The sequence below is a fragment of the Chelativorans alearensis genome, assembly GCF_010993735.1.
GTDB classification, from domain to species: Bacteria; Pseudomonadota; Alphaproteobacteria; order Rhizobiales; family Rhizobiaceae; genus Chelativorans; species Chelativorans alearense.
In genome coordinates, this window is record NZ_WQNI01000003.1 from 146795 (window position 1) to 160767 (window position 13973).

A 13973-nucleotide genomic window follows, 5' to 3' on the forward strand; every position below is an offset into this window, starting at 1 on the left:
CCACTAAAAACGATAGCGAAGGCCGATGGTGTTGGCGTTGGACCCCTCGCCGAGATCGCCGAATATCCCGTTGGCGCCGGACCTGTGGTGAAGCTGATAGACGAGTTCGACATTCGGAGCCTGCCGCAACCGGAACGCAATCTCCGGCCCGACATAGCCCAGCAACGTAGCGTCGCCGCCATGCGCGATCTCGCGTCTCCGTTCGATCTCCGTCGCGGCGGTGACCGCGCTGAAGCCCAGTGTCAGCCCCGGCGCGATCGCCAGATTGCCAATGACCAGACCGTGGTGGCGGATCCTTAGTCCCGCCCAAATCTCGCCGCTGGTATCGTCGTCCTCGCCGAAGCGGAGCGCTGCGCCCGCCACCCCGCCAAGAACGAAACCCGCCCCGAGCTCACGAAAATCGCGGCCGTAGGCCCCGCCGATCATATAGTTGTCGGTATAGTCGGCATCCCAGAACCGGATGACGCCGCCGAGCGACTTTTCGGCAAAGATACCGCCGAACACGTGGATATCGTTCTTCGCGGTCGGCGTTTCGGGGCTGATAAAGGGGTCTTCGGTTGCGAAATACAAAAACGGCTCACCGTCAGCCGCATGGCCAACACCAACCGATACCGCCAGCAAAACCGCAGCGAGAAAGGGCCTGATTCCGCTCATGGAACTCCCCCCGAATCACGACGCCGGCGCTTATCCTAGAGCCGATAGCAGCGACTGTCCAAAGGTCTTCCGCTCCGCTCAGCCCCATATCGTCACGGTGCTTTCGTACTGTCATCCACGATATTCCCGCCGTGCGAGGGATACAAAGCGGTAAGCGATAGTTATGCGGATGGCCGCTGGATGGTTTCAGCTACGGCAATTCAGCCTTGTCGTTTTGCGATATCTTGCCTCGTGGATCGACGCTTCGATCCGCGGCTTGGAAATTTCGTGCTCTGGCCAGAAACACGCTCTTTTCCAGCTAAGTTGCCCGCGCATATAGTATCCAATTCCGGGAGAGGCCACGTTGAGCGGCGTCGCGATTTCGCCGAAGTTGAGCTTGAAGTGATACCCGGATTTCACGACCACGAAGTCCTGCGCCGCAAGCTCGATCCCTTGGCTCGTAAAGGCAGCGGGATCATGCGTGAAGCCGGGTTTGCTCGTTAGAAGAACGCTAAGCCGATCCTCCACGAGGAGGACGGCGGCGCGGCCGAGGTTCGTCTCTTCACCGCCCCGGAATGGCCCTGTCATGACGAAGCGGCCATCGCCGGTTGCCACGACCTTGCCGGTGATCCTTAAGGGCCTGAAGCCGGGCGTTAACCGTCCGCCCACCTCCATTGTGATGCGGGCGCCTACCCCGGCCGCAGTGGCGGCCTCTACGCTGTCTGGATCGGTCACCGGGATGGCTCCGCGCAGCCCGTCAGCGCGAGATAGGGCGCGCATAAGAATCGCGGTGCTGTCGCCTGGCGCGCCTGCCAAGACCCGATCCCCCATGTCCGCCAGCACGTAGGGGCGGCCACCCTTGTCCTTGACCACGACATCCAGAGCTTGGTCGATTGTCATAAGATCGTCACGGAAGCGTTCACGCCATTCCCAGAATAGGCCAGCCAGTTCCTCGGCCACGCCGGTGGCGCACTTACTCGTCCCGTTGGAGATCACGACGGCTGCTTGGCCAATATCCTCGTCGTCGAGATAGCGAAAGACGTTATAAAGAGAGATGTCCCAGATTTCGGGACACACCGCCTGCATGGAGCGAGCCCTTGCATGCACTTCCGCAAGCGGACCTTCAGCGGTTTCGGCGGCTCCGGGCAAGATCATCGGCGCCTTCGCTATCGTGATGACGGGATTGAGCGTGCCGTCAAGCATGGCCAGAAGACCTTCTATGACCCGCTCTCCGCATGCAACGACATCCGAATGTGGGTTTTCTTTGCAGGCGATGCAGATGTCGGCTGCATCGAGCATAGCGGGCGTCACATGAGCATGCAGGTCGAGGCCGACGCCGATTGGAATGCCCGATCCCAAGGCCTCACGCAGGTCTGTGAGCAGAGCGCCCTCTGCATCCGCAAGCTCGGTCGTGCCCATAGCGCCATGCAGCTCGAGCGCGACAGCGTCACATTTCTCGCGCCGTGCCAAGGTGACGAACTCATCGCGTGTCTTGGTATAGAACACATGGTCGACGCGTCCGCTGGGTGGGGCGCTGACACAGATCGATGGAACGACCTCATGACCCAGCGCTTCCGTCTTGCGCACGATGCCGCCTAGGGTGGTCTGGGAGCGGCGTGCCAGCTCAAGCAACGCCATGCCCCTATGGACCTCAAATTGATCGGCTCCGGTCACATGGGGACTGAACCCGTGCGATTCGTGGAATACGCAACCGACAAGAATTCTTCGCGTTCTCGGGAGAGCCGTGGGTCGGACCAATCCTGCCTCCCGTGACATACCCATATTCATGCGAACCTCCAATCACTCTATCATTCACAACAAGTCGGTCAGTGATCCGAGCCGGCACCGCTTCTGCGCCGCGCGATTTCGATGGTGCCCATCAGGGTCAGCGAAATCAGGGTCAGGACCGTCGAAACCGCGGCGATGACCGGGGTGAGGTTGAAATCGATGTCCTCGAACATCTTGCGCGTGATTGTCTTGCCTTCGATGCCAGATATGAAGAAGGCGACAGTCGCCTCGTCGAAGGACGCGAGGAAAGCAAAGACCGCACCGGCCGCTACACCGGGTAGGATGTTGGGCAATACGACGTGGAAGAACGCCTGCAAACGGGTCGCTCCGCAATTGAGCGCCGCAAGCTCCAACGCGGGATCAAAGCGCTGCAGCGCCGCCCCCACGGTGATCACCACATAGGGGACGGCAAGCATCGTGTGGGCGATCGCGAAGCCATAAAAATTGCCCGTCAAGCCGAGGGGCGCAAAGGTGAGGTAGAATGCGACCGCGATCACGATGTGCGGAACGACGAGCGGGGCAATTGTGAAGGCCTGAAGAAGCTCCTTTCCCGGAAGTCGTCCACGGACAAGCGCGATCGCCGCCAGCGTTCCGATCACTGTTGCCGCCAATGTGGTGACACCTGCGATGCGAAGGCTGAACCAGGTGGCGGACATCCAACTGGGATCCCGGAAGTAGGCGATATACCACCTGAGCGTGAAGCCCTCAGGTGGAAAGGAAATGTAGGATGCCGTGCCCACTGACATCGGGACGACGATGAGGGTGGGCAGTATGAGAAAGAATAGCACGAGACCAAGCCCAAGGATCACCAGGATACGGGCCACGTCCAGTCCAGCGCGGCTGCGTACATTCGCGACGCGCTCGGCAAGTGCAAGGTCGGCCTCAGCCATTCGAAAATCCTTTGCTGAACGAAAGCGCCCGGCGATAGAGAGCGGCAAGCAGCAGCGTTGAGGTGAGTAGAACTGCCGACAGCGCCCCGGCGAAAGGCCAGTCGAGTAGCTCTGTCGTTTGCTGCGCAATCAGGGTCGACATCATGAGCGTGCGCGGGCCGCCCACCAGTGCGGGCGTGATGTAGAAGCCGAGCGCCAGGATGAAGGTTATCAGCGTGCCGGCCGCCGCGCCTGGCAGGCTGAGCGGCAAGGTGATCCGGATAAACGCTTGCGGTGCACCTGCCCCAAGATTGCGGGCCGCTTTTGCCAGGTCATCGGGAATGTTCCGTAGCGTCGAGTATATCGGCAGCACCATGAAGGGCAGCAGGACGTGTGTCATCGCCAGGATGACCGCGCCCTGGGTGTAGAGGAGTTGGAGCGGCGTCTCAGTCAGCCCCGTCTCTTGCAGGACAGTGTTGACGATCCCGTTGCGCTGCAAGAGCACGATCCAGGCATATGTACGCACCAGAATGCTCGTCCACAGGGGAACGAGGACACAGGCTGCAATAAGCATTGCGCGTCGGCCCGGGATGCGCGCCATCGCATAGGCAACCGGATAGCCAAACAGAAACGCCAGAACAGTGACGATGAAGGCAATCTGGAACGTGCGCCACAGGACAACCAGATAGAGCGGCTCCGCCACGATGCGTGTGTAGTGGGCTAACGTCGGTTCCGGGGCAAAGACGCTGTTCCAAAGCAGCCGGCCCACGGGATAGGCAAAAGCGATGCCAAGCAAAAGGATAAGAGGTGAGACGAGGACGAGGGATGTCATCGTTCCATATCGACCGGCTGAGGAAGGGCTCCCGTGGATCCGGGGCTGCGCAAGTGAACTTTCCGGCATCGCTTAGCACTCCGCCTGCGGGAAGACGTGCACGCAGTCGCTCGGGATGGAAAGCCCGACACGCTCGCCCTGGCTTGGTGAATAGCTCTCGCGTGTCGTCTGACTTTGGACGTGGAGGAGTTCTCCGCCGGCAAGCCGGACGAGAAAGGTGCGGGAGGAGCCGACGAAGATCACGGATTCAACGATGCCGCTGAGCTTCTGGTTCTTGTGCGGCGTAAGCTCGATACGCTCCGGTCGCACGGCTAAGCGCACCCGCTCGCCACGCTGAGGCAAAGCCTCATGCGATGCCAGGTGCCGATCCACAACAATGGTGCTGCTCCGTCCGATGGTAATCTCGAAACATCGGGCGTCCTGGCCCAGGCATTCTCCCTCTAGGAAGTTCATCTTACCAATGAAGTCCGCGACAAAGGAGGTGGCCGGAGCGTCGTAGAGTTCGGCAGGAGAACCAATTTGCTCAAGGCGGCCGTCACGCATCACCGCGATGCGGTCGGACATGGTGAGTGCCTCTTCCTGGTCATGCGTGACGTAGAGCACTGTGATGCCGAGGCTCTGCTGCAGACGCTTGATCTCAATCTGCATCTGCTCGCGCAACTTCTTGTCGAGGGCGCCAAGCGGCTCGTCCATGAGGAGGACGGGCGGTTCGAACACGAGTGCGCGGGCAACCGCCACGCGCTGCTGCTGCCCACCGGATAATTGGGCTGGCAGCCGAGCTTCAAACCCACCTAGCTGGACGAGCGCCAGGGCGTCAGCCACGGCCTGCATTGTCTTCTTCTTCGAAAATCTGCGCATGCGCAGCGGAAAAGCGATGTTCTCAGCAACCGTCATGTGCGGGAAGAGCGCGTAGCGCTGGAATACCATTCCGATGTCGCGCCTGTTCGGAGCGACAAGTGTGATGTCGCGATCGCCGACCCATATTGCACCCGAATCCGGTAGTTCGAACCCCGCTACCATCATGAGCAGGGTGGTCTTGCCTGACCCGGACGGGCCGAGAAGGGAGAGGAACTCGCCGGGTCGGATGTCGATTGCCACGCGATCGACCGCACGCACACAGCCGTACCGTTTACCCAATTCTCGCAGAGAAACGCTTGCTCCATGCACTGTTCGACCCACCTTTCGTTTCACCATGCCGGGCACCGACCAGATCGGCTTCCGCTGTTCCCATTTTGTGTTTCTGCGCCAAGCGACCGGTGTCAGAGGGACAAAATCGCCAAGCGATGCCGCCTTGCCTCGGCCTGGCGTGAATATGACACCCAGGTTAATATTTGAAATTTGATGCAACAAAATGATGGTGCTGTCAAGCCACCTTCGCGTAACGAGCTAGCGAAGTCGCGCTTCCACGAATACGATGGGTGCAGGCCGAATCGGCGCAGCGGGAGGATGCCCACCCGCCAACAAGGATAGTGTCATGGATGATGCGTCAAAGCGAAGGAGAGTGGATATCTCCACCGGAGAGATCGTGCCCATTGAAAGGCACGAGAGCCTTGGGGAACGGGCCTATGCCAGCCTGAAGGACTCCCTCATCCGTGGCGCGTTGCGGCCCGGCATGAAACTAACCGTGCGGTCCGTCGCCCAAGCGCTCCATGTGAGCACCACACCGGCTCGCGACGCCATCACTCGGCTGATTGGGGAGGGAGCGCTTGTAAACCTCGGGCCGAAAACTGTGGTCGTGCCGGAACTGACGCTTGCCGCGCTGGACGAGATCACGGCCATCCGCCTGGCGCTCGAGGGCCTCGCGGCCGAGAAGGCGGCAACAAAGGTGGCCCCGGAGGATATCGAGGAACTGGAACGCCTTCAGGAGCGCATCAATCGCGGGCTCGACGAGGCGCGCTACACCGATGTGCTGGACGCCAACAAGGATTTCCACTTTCTCATCTACCGACGTAGCGGCATGTCTCGGTTGGTTGCAATCGTCGAAACGCTGTGGCTGCAGATTGGCCCGGCCTTCAATGACCTTTATCCGGAATTCGCACAGTCGCGGACGGGCGTATCTAATCATCTGTTTGCATTGCGTGGCCTGCAGGACCACGACAGCGCCGCCGTGCGGGCGGCAATAGAGAACGACATCCGCAGCGGTTATCGGCGCCTTTCCTCGCTTGTTTCTGCTCGGCAGGAGCGCTGATTTCGCGCACCAAAAGAATTTTGTTGCATCAAACGTCAAAATCCGCTCTCATCTGGTGAGCGCGAGGTCGCGTGTGTGATGGCAGCAAACAGGAGGCAGGAACGCCATGCCAGCCCCTTCCAATCAGTTCGAAACCAGCTTGAAAGATCCGCCGCCCGAATCCCGCTCGTCGGGACTGTTTGAACGTGCCCGCGTCGTCTTTCCTGACGGGACGACGCGGGTAACGATCGAGCGCGATCCCACACCCTGTTATGCCGCGGAGGGGGAGGGGGCCTACCTTCTCGACGTGGAGGGAACCAGGTATCTTGATCTCAACGCAAACTTCACCACCCTCATACACGGTCATGGCTACGCGCCGGTGATGGCGGCGGTGGAGCGGCAACTGCGCAGCGGTACCTGTTTTGCAAACCCGACCGAGGCCGAAATCGCACTCGGCACGCTTCTGTGCGAGCGTGTGCCGCAGCTCGAACGCATCCGCTTCGTCAACACCGGCACCGAAGCCGTAATGTTCGCAATCAAGGCTGCCCGCGCGTTTACTGGCCGCAGCGCGATTGCGAAAATCGAAGGTGCCTATCACGGCGCCTATGATTGGGTTGAAGTGGCGCAGGCGAGCGCGCCGGACAATTGGGGACCCGCAGACACTCCCGCGGCGGTGCCGTTCTATCGCGGCATGCCGGCTTCCGTGCTTGAGGAAACGGTCGTCCTGCGCTTCAACGATGCGGATGGCGCCGTCCGGCTGTTGAAGGACAACGCCTATCGCCTTGCCGCCGTCATCATCGATCCGATGCCGAGCCGCGCCGGCCTCGTGACGCCCGAGCCTGCATTCATCTCTGCTCTCCAGGAGGTCGCGCGGACGCTCGGAATACTTATCATTAGCGACGAGGTGCTCTCCTTCCGGCAGGGCTTCCACGGTGCTGCCCTTCGCTACCAACTCGAGCCGGATCTCTTCGCCCTCGGAAAGATCATCGGAGGCGGATTCCCAATCGGCGCGGTCGGTGGCCGTGCGGAAGTCATGTCCGTGTTTGACGCCAGCCTTGGCCGCCCGCTGCTTCCACAGGGCGGGACCTTTTCCGCAAACCCGATCTCGATGGTTGCCGGACGTGCGGCCATGGAGGCTCTAGATCAGGAGGCCTTCGATCGCCTTGAGACCCTTGGTGACAGGTTACGTGCGGGGCTGGAAATGGCGGCCAAGCGTGCACGCGCGCCCTTCAGCATCACTGGCGCCGCGTCGCTATTTCGCATTCATCCAAAGCCGACACCACCAAGGGATTTCCGGGAAGCCTACTGGAGCATGGCCGAGGCAAAAATGATGAAAACGATGTCCCGCTTCTTCAGGCATCACGGCATCATTCTTCCGGAGGGAGCGGCGGCATGCCTCTCCACGCCGATGGGTGGGGCCGAGATCGAGACCATTGTGCGCGTATTCGAGGCCTTTCTAGCCACTAGAGACGGGCGTGAAGGGGAGGTGCTGTGATGTCGCAGAAAGGAGGAGAGACCGTGGCCATGCGCGTTGCGCGCTCGTTGAAGCGCCACGGCGTCGAGATCATCTTTGCACAAAGTCTGCCCACGGCCGTGATCCTGGCCGCGGAAGCGGTGGGAATCCGGCAGATCGCGTATCGCCAGGAAAACATGGGCGGAGCGATGGCAGACGGCTACGCCCGCCGATCTAGCCGCATTGCCGTCGTCGCTGCACAGAACGGCCCTGCCGCCACATTGCTGGTTGCGCCTCTTGCCGAGGCGCTAAAGGCGAGCATACCACTTGTTGCCCTGGTCCAGGAGGTGGAGCGGCCGCAGTTCGACCGCAACGCATTTCAGGAGATCGACCAGGTTGGCCTTTTCCACCCTTGCGCCAAATGGGTGGGGCGCATCCTCAACGCCGATAGGATCGACGACTATGTGGATGCGGCCTTTGCGGCGGCCGGCAGCGGGCGCCCGGGCCCGGCCGTGCTCCTTCTGCCTGCAGATCTCTTGCGCGAGCCCGTCTTGACGCCGCTCGTTGAACGCAAGGCCTCGTTAGGCACTTGGCCATTGGACCGGTGCCGGCCGGACGATCAGGCGATTGCAGCTGCAGCCGACGGCATTGTCAAAGCGCGCAGTCCGGTTGTGATGGCTGGCGGCGGAGCAATGTCGCTCGGCGCGCCGGAGGCGCTTTCGCGTTTGCAGAATACCGCACACCTGCCAGTGGCGACAACCAATATGGGCAAGGGGGCCGTGGATGAAACCCACCCTCTGTCGCTCGGTGTTATAGGATCCCTTACCGGGCCAGGATCCCTGGGGCGCCATTCGAAACAACTTCTTCGTGAGGCGGATGTGGTGCTTCTCGCCGGTACCCGCACCAACCAAAACGGCACGGACAGCTGGCGCTCGATTCCTCGATCTGCTCGGATCATTCATATTGACATCGATCCCCTTGAGCTCGGCCGCAACTACGAGGCATTGCGTCTCGTTGGCGATGCCGCCGAGACCCTGAATGCACTCACCAGCGCCTTGGAATGCCGCGACCTCTCGCTGCGCCGGGCCGGACGTAATGCACTGGAGCGCCGCATTGCACGCTTCCGGAGTACCTTCGAAGCCGAGCGGAGCAAGGTCGCCGCCGGCGATGCCAAGCCGCTTCGGCCGGAGCAAATAATGGCGGAGCTTCAGCGCTGCCTGACGCCACGCACGACGGTTGTTGCGGACGCGAGCTATTCCTCCATGTGGGTTGTCGGCCAGCTCACAGCCCACGCCGCGGGTCAACGGTTCCTGACCCCGCGCGGTCTCGCAGGCCTCGGTTGGGGGCTGCCTTTGGCCATGGGTGCCAAGCTTGCGGCACCCAGTGATCCCGTCATCGCCCTTGTTGGAGATGGCGGCTTCGCCCATTCCTGGGCGGAGTTGGAGACCATGGTTCGCCTCGACATTGCAGTGACTGTGATCGTCCTCAACAACGGCGTGCTCGGCTACCAGAAGGATGCGGAGACCGTGAAGTTCGGAAAGCACACCACGGCCTGCCATTTTGCGCCCGTCGATCACGCGGCCCTTGCGCAGGCCTGCGGCTGCAATGCTGTTACGGTCCGCGAGCCCAGTGAGGTCCTTCCGGCACTGCGAACGGCGATCGCGTCGGGAAAGCCCTGGCTCATCGAAGCCATTACCGATCCTGACGCACACCCACCTCTATCGCTCTACGAAGGAACCCTTGACCGCTTGGAACGCACCACGTCCATTTCGGAGCCAGCCCAATGAATTCTTCGCATGATCAAGCTCAGATTGCCGTGGTGACTGGTGGGTCGAGCGGAATCGGTTACGCCATTGCCGATAGGCTTTTACAGGCGGGCTATCGCGTGGCTTTCTTTAGCCATCAGGAAGACCGCGTCGCAGCGGCGACAGCTACACTTGCGGGCCGCCATGGATCCGAGCGCGTACTTTCTGAGGCAGTGGATTTGCGCGATGCTGAAGCGGTACGCCGCTTCTTTATGCGTGTCGACACGGAATGGGCTGCGCCTTCCGTTCTTGTTTGCAATGCGGGACACTCTCCCAAAAGGAATGGCGGCCGAGTCCCGGTCGAACATGTCGACCTAGCCGAGTGGCAGGAAGTTCTGGCCGTGAACCTCACAGGCGCCCTTCTATGTTGCAAGTGCGCCCTGCCGGGTATGGTCGCGCGGTCCAGTGGCAGAATCATTTTTATCGGCTCCCTTGCCGGCAGGACCATGCCGCGCATCGCCGGCAGCGCTTATGCGGCCTCCAAGAGTGCCTTGCTTGGTCTTTCGCGGTCAATCGTCAGCGAGTACTCACGCTTCGGCATCACCGCAAACACCGTCGCACCGGGGCGCATCGCGACCGACATGGCCGGCCCCACCGACTCGCCGGCAAATAGGGAGGCGCTTGCTCGCATTCCCGTTGCGCGCCTCGGCCTGCCGGAGGACATCGCCCATGTCGTTCTGTTTCTGGTAGCTCCAGAGGCCAGCTTCATAAACGGTGCGGTGATTGACGTGAATGGCGGTGAATTCACGGCGCCCTGACCTGCAGTTGACTAGTTAGCCAGCGATCGATCAAAACTCTTAGTCGCTCCGGAATCACGGCTTAATCGACAGCCTTCGAGCACACCTCCGAGCAATTTCTCAACCGCCATTTGCGACCGCTCTCGGCTCTTGCCTTCACTGCCGCATACGGGAAATTCTGACCTTTGCAGTCGCTCATTCCCGCCGTGCCATGCCGTATTACAAGGCTTATTCAGTCTTTCCGCGGCAAGCAAGTTTCAACCAGCCGGGCCCAGTAGCTTGCCCCGACCGGCAGAATCTCGTCGTTGAAGTCGTACCGCGGATGGTGCAGGCCGAAGTCCTTGCCCTCGGTCCCCTGGCCGATCCAGATGAAGGCGCCCGGCCGCTCCTGCAGCATGAAGGCGAAATCCTCGCTGCCCATGGCGGCGATGCCGTTGCGGTCTACAGCCGCGCTGCCGACCACCTCCTCCGCCACGGCTGCGGCGAGTTCGGTTTCCCGCTCGTGGTTGATCAGCGTGGGGTACCCCTCCTCGTATTTCAGCTCGATGGTGCAGCCGTGCGCGGCCGCCACGCCCTCGCAAAGCGCCCGCACGCGCTGTTCGACCAGCTTGCCCACATCGGGATCGAAGGTGCGGATGGAGATGGACATGCTCGCGGTGTCCGCGATCACGTTCAACGCCGTCCCGGCATTGAACTCGCAGACGCTGACCACGGCCGACTGAAGCGGATCGACATTGCGGGAAATGATAAGCTGCAGCCCCTGGTAAAGCTGAAAGCCGACGGCAATCGGATCGACGCCGTCATGCGGCCGGGCCGCATGGGCGCCGCGCCCCCTTATGGTGATGAACGCCTTGTTTGCCGCAGCAAGCGACGGGCCCGGCCGTGTCGTGATGGTGCCCGCCGGATGGTGCGGGGCGTTGTGCATGCCCCAGACCGTGTCGCAGGGGAAGCGTTCGAATAGGCCTTCCTCGATCATCATCTTGGCGCCCGCGCCGCCTTCCTCGGCTGGCTGAAAGATGAAATGCACGGTACCGTCGAAATTGCGCGTTTCGGCCAGATATCTGGCCGCTCCCAGCAGCATCACCGTGTGGCCGTCGTGACCGCAGGCGTGCATCTTTCCTTCGGCGGTCGACTTGTAGGGCAGGCCCGTCTGCTCCAGGATCGGGAGAGCATCCATGTCGGCACGCAGGCCGATCGTTAGCTCGCTTGTGCCCCGGCCCCGCAGCACACCGACCACTCCTGTCTTGGCGATGTCGCGGTGCACCTCGATGCCCCAGTCTTCCAGCCTGCGGGAGACCTGTTCTGCCGTTCGTGTCTCCTCGTACCGCAGTTCGGGGTGGGCATGGATGTCGCGCCGCCACTCCGTCAAATCCTCGTGAAATTCAGCGATGCTATTATAGATTGGCATCAAATCCGGCTCCGGTTGTTGAAACAGGGCGAACCGAGGAGAGACGCATGCCGGCCCGCCAGTTGAGGCTACTTCTCAGATCAGTCAAGTGGGTGGTCCACCCGAACCAATGGGGAACCTCTGTTCAGACCGCAATTAGTATTTGTTGGTGGAACGATACTATAGGCAAGTTACGGCGTCTAGCGGAGGAAAGAAACGGTCTTCAAGGCACGCGCCTCGCGCCTAAAATATAGACATTCTGCTCAAATCGGCAGCACCCGATTGTATTTTTTTGATGGTTAATCAACAAGGGCGCAATCGCAACAGTGATAAAGGGGGTGCACCCCATGTCAGCTCATGATAGCGTTTCTGTTCTAGCGTCCCTGGTACAACAAGTGTCTCGATAAAATCACCAGGGTGGGAGTCTTGGTTAGAGGGGAATGATCCAATGAAAGAACGTGAGTTGCGAGGCCTGATCGAGGACGTGCGGGTCGGCAAACTGTCCCGTCGCGATTTCGTAAGAAGGATGCTCGCGGTCGGCTTGACCGCACCGTTTGCGACCCAAATGCTATCCTACTCAGGCATTGCAATGGCTGCCTCGCTGCCCGAGTACAAACCGACCCAGCGCGGCGGCGGCGGTCACCTCCGGCTCTTGTGGTGGCAGGGCCCGACACTACTCAATCCCCATTTCGCCGTCGGGACGAAGGACCAGGACGGCTCCCGGCTTTTCTACGAGCCGCTGGCAGCATGGGATGCCGATGGGAACCTCGTGCCGATCCTTGCGGCCGAAATCCCGAGTCTGGAAAATGGCGGACTGGCAGAAGACGGCATGTCGGTCACCTGGAAGCTCAAACAGGGCGTGCAATGGCATGACGGCGAGCCGTTCACCGCTGACGACTGTGTTTTCAACTGGGAATACGCGACCGATCCCGAGACCGCTGCCGTGACCATCGGCAGCTATCAGGACTCGAAGGCCGTCAAGGTCGATGATCACACCGTGAGAGTCGAGTTCGAGAAGCCAACGCCCTTTTGGGCCGATGCCTTCGTGGGCACGCGCGGCATGCTGATCCCGAAGCATCTCTTCGAGGAATTCAAGGGAGCCGCCTCACGCGACGCGCCGGCAAACCTGGCGCCCGTGGGCACAGGCCCCTATCTGTTCGAGGAGTTCAACCCCGGCGATCTGGTGAGGGGCAAGCTCAATCCCAACTACCACGAGGAGAACAGGCCGCATTTCGATTCGATCGAGATGAAAGGCGGCGGCGACGCGGTGTCGGCGGCGCGCGCCGTGCTGCAGACCGGTGAATTCGACTACGCGTGGAACATGCAGGTCGAGGACGAATTGCTGTCGCGGCTGGAGGAAGCCGGCAAGGGCAAGATCGTGATCGCCGAAACGGGTCACATCGAACATATCCAGGTCAACAACACCGATCCTCGCAAGGAAGTGGACGGTGAAAGGTCGAGCACCGAGACGCAGCATCCTTTCCTCACCGATCCCGCTGTCCGCCAGGCGCTCAACCTCCTGGTCGACCGGGGTTCGGTGGAACAGCACATCTACGGCCGCACCGGCCCCGCCACCGCCAACTTCCTCAACAATCCGGAGAAGTTCCGGTCGGAGAAAACCTCGTACGAGTTCGACGTCCAGAAGGCCGTCGCACTCCTGGAGGAGGGCGGCTGGGTGCCCGGTGCCGACGGCATCCGTGAAAAGGACGGCGTGAGGCTCAGCCTTGTCTATCAGACGTCAATCAATGCGCCGCGCCAGAAGACGCAGGCCATCGTCAAGCAGGCCTGCCAGAAGGCGGGAATCGAGGTCGAACTGAAGTCCGTCACCGCGTCGGTCTTCTTCTCGTCGGATGTGGGCAACCCGGACACCTATACGAAGTTCTACAGCGACATCCAGATGTACACGACGACGATGACGCAGCCGGATCCGGGCATCTTCATGAATCAGTTCGTCTCGTGGGAGATCGCGACCAAGGCAAATAAATGGCAGGGCCGCAACATCACACGCTGGAACAGTTCCGAGTATGACGAGCTGTACCGGGAAGCCCAGGGTGAGCTCGATCCCGTCAAGCGGGCGGCGCTGTTCATCCGCATGAACGAACTGTTGGTCGAGAATGTGGTTGTCATCCCCATCGTCTCGCGTCCCAACGTGGCGGCCGTGGCGAGCAACTTGTCCGCGCCACTCAGCGGATGGGACAACTACACCTGGGCCCTGAAGGACTGGTACCGCGACGCCTGAGACCGTCCGAAACACGGGTGGAGGCTCGGTCACGAGCCTCCATGACTTTCGGGAAAGGTGTTG

11 protein-coding genes are annotated in these 13973 nt (G+C 61.1%); 5 read left to right on the top strand and 6 right to left on the bottom strand.

Annotated features, from left to right (window positions below; genetic code table 11):
* Positions 1-3: 3 nt before the first annotated feature.
* From GPJ75_RS06035 to GPJ75_RS06055, 5 genes are all read right to left on the bottom strand, one after another.
* Entirely contained in the window at positions 4-654 is a 651-nt protein-coding gene (locus GPJ75_RS06035) for a hypothetical protein (protein WP_163266147.1), read from the bottom strand.
* Between the two features lie 186 nt (positions 655-840).
* Positions 841-2421: a M81 family metallopeptidase gene (locus GPJ75_RS06040; RefSeq protein WP_163266149.1), complete on the bottom strand. Its 1581-nt coding sequence runs from the start codon at positions 2419-2421 to the stop codon at positions 841-843.
* Between the two features lie 38 nt (positions 2422-2459).
* On the bottom strand, positions 2460-3311 hold the full coding sequence (locus GPJ75_RS06045) for an ABC transporter permease (protein ID WP_163266151.1): 852 nt from the start codon (positions 3309-3311) through the stop codon (positions 2460-2462).
* Positions 3304-4191 carry an ABC transporter permease gene (locus GPJ75_RS06050; protein ID WP_163266153.1) on the bottom strand — a complete coding sequence of 296 codons (888 nt, stop codon included), beginning with the start codon at positions 4189-4191 and terminating at the stop codon, positions 3304-3306. The genes GPJ75_RS06045 and GPJ75_RS06050 overlap by 8 nt, the downstream gene beginning before the upstream one ends.
* Before the next feature lie 3 nt (positions 4192-4194).
* Positions 4195-5220, bottom strand: a complete 1026-nt coding sequence (locus GPJ75_RS06055) for an ABC transporter ATP-binding protein (RefSeq protein WP_425483121.1) — start codon at positions 5218-5220, stop codon at positions 4195-4197.
* 376 nt (positions 5221-5596) lie between these two features.
* Here GPJ75_RS06055 and GPJ75_RS06060 point away from each other — a divergent pair, with 376 nt between their 5' ends.
* The 4 genes from GPJ75_RS06060 to GPJ75_RS06075 all read left to right on the top strand — a co-directional run bounded on the left by GPJ75_RS06060 (position 5597) and on the right by GPJ75_RS06075 (position 10305).
* Positions 5597-6310 (top strand): GntR family transcriptional regulator, encoded by a 714-nt coding sequence (locus GPJ75_RS06060; RefSeq protein ID WP_163266155.1) that lies wholly within the window; start codon positions 5597-5599, stop codon positions 6308-6310.
* 106 nt (positions 6311-6416) lie between these two features.
* Entirely contained in the window at positions 6417-7784 is a 1368-nt protein-coding gene (locus tag GPJ75_RS06065) for an aspartate aminotransferase family protein (RefSeq protein ID WP_163266157.1), read from the top strand.
* On the top strand, positions 7784-9529 hold the full coding sequence (locus GPJ75_RS06070) for an acetolactate synthase catalytic subunit (protein ID WP_163266159.1): 1746 nt from the start codon (positions 7784-7786) through the stop codon (positions 9527-9529). The genes GPJ75_RS06065 and GPJ75_RS06070 overlap by 1 nt, the downstream gene beginning before the upstream one ends.
* Positions 9526-10305 carry an SDR family NAD(P)-dependent oxidoreductase gene (locus tag GPJ75_RS06075; RefSeq protein ID WP_163266161.1) on the top strand — a complete coding sequence of 260 codons (780 nt, stop codon included), beginning with the start codon at positions 9526-9528 and terminating at the stop codon, positions 10303-10305. The genes GPJ75_RS06070 and GPJ75_RS06075 overlap by 4 nt, the downstream gene beginning before the upstream one ends.
* Positions 10306-10516: 211 nt before the next feature.
* Here the strand turns inward: GPJ75_RS06075 and GPJ75_RS06080 are convergent, their stop codons facing one another.
* Entirely contained in the window at positions 10517-11692 is a 1176-nt protein-coding gene (locus GPJ75_RS06080; RefSeq protein ID WP_163266163.1) for a M20 aminoacylase family protein, read from the bottom strand.
* 427 nt (positions 11693-12119) lie between these two features.
* Between GPJ75_RS06080 and GPJ75_RS06085 the strand changes: the two genes are divergently transcribed.
* Entirely contained in the window at positions 12120-13910 is a 1791-nt protein-coding gene (locus GPJ75_RS06085; protein ID WP_163266165.1) for a peptide ABC transporter substrate-binding protein, read from the top strand.
* The last annotated feature ends 63 nt before the right edge of the window (positions 13911-13973 follow it).

What these genes read in the sequence shown, in the direction of transcription:
- GPJ75_RS06035 (WP_163266147.1), bottom strand. Translation starts at nt 654, where the DNA reads ATGAGCGGAATCAGGCCCTTTCTCGCTGCGGTTTTGCTGGCGGTATCG.
- GPJ75_RS06040 (WP_163266149.1), bottom strand. Translation starts at nt 2,421, where the DNA reads ATGAATATGGGTATGTCACGGGAGGCAGGATTGGTCCGACCCACGGCT.
- GPJ75_RS06045 (WP_163266151.1), bottom strand. Translation starts at nt 3,311, where the DNA reads ATGGCTGAGGCCGACCTTGCACTTGCCGAGCGCGTCGCGAATGTACGC.
- GPJ75_RS06050 (WP_163266153.1), bottom strand. Translation starts at nt 4,191, where the DNA reads ATGCCGGAAAGTTCACTTGCGCAGCCCCGGATCCACGGGAGCCCTTCC.
- GPJ75_RS06060 (WP_163266155.1), top strand. Translation starts at nt 5,597, where the DNA reads ATGGATGATGCGTCAAAGCGAAGGAGAGTGGATATCTCCACCGGAGAG.
- GPJ75_RS06065 (WP_163266157.1), top strand. Translation starts at nt 6,417, where the DNA reads ATGCCAGCCCCTTCCAATCAGTTCGAAACCAGCTTGAAAGATCCGCCG.
- GPJ75_RS06070 (WP_163266159.1), top strand. Translation starts at nt 7,784, where the DNA reads ATGTCGCAGAAAGGAGGAGAGACCGTGGCCATGCGCGTTGCGCGCTCG.
- GPJ75_RS06075 (WP_163266161.1), top strand. Translation starts at nt 9,526, where the DNA reads ATGAATTCTTCGCATGATCAAGCTCAGATTGCCGTGGTGACTGGTGGG.
- GPJ75_RS06080 (WP_163266163.1), bottom strand. Translation starts at nt 11,692, where the DNA reads ATGCCAATCTATAATAGCATCGCTGAATTTCACGAGGATTTGACGGAG.
- GPJ75_RS06085 (WP_163266165.1), top strand. Translation starts at nt 12,120, where the DNA reads ATGAAAGAACGTGAGTTGCGAGGCCTGATCGAGGACGTGCGGGTCGGC.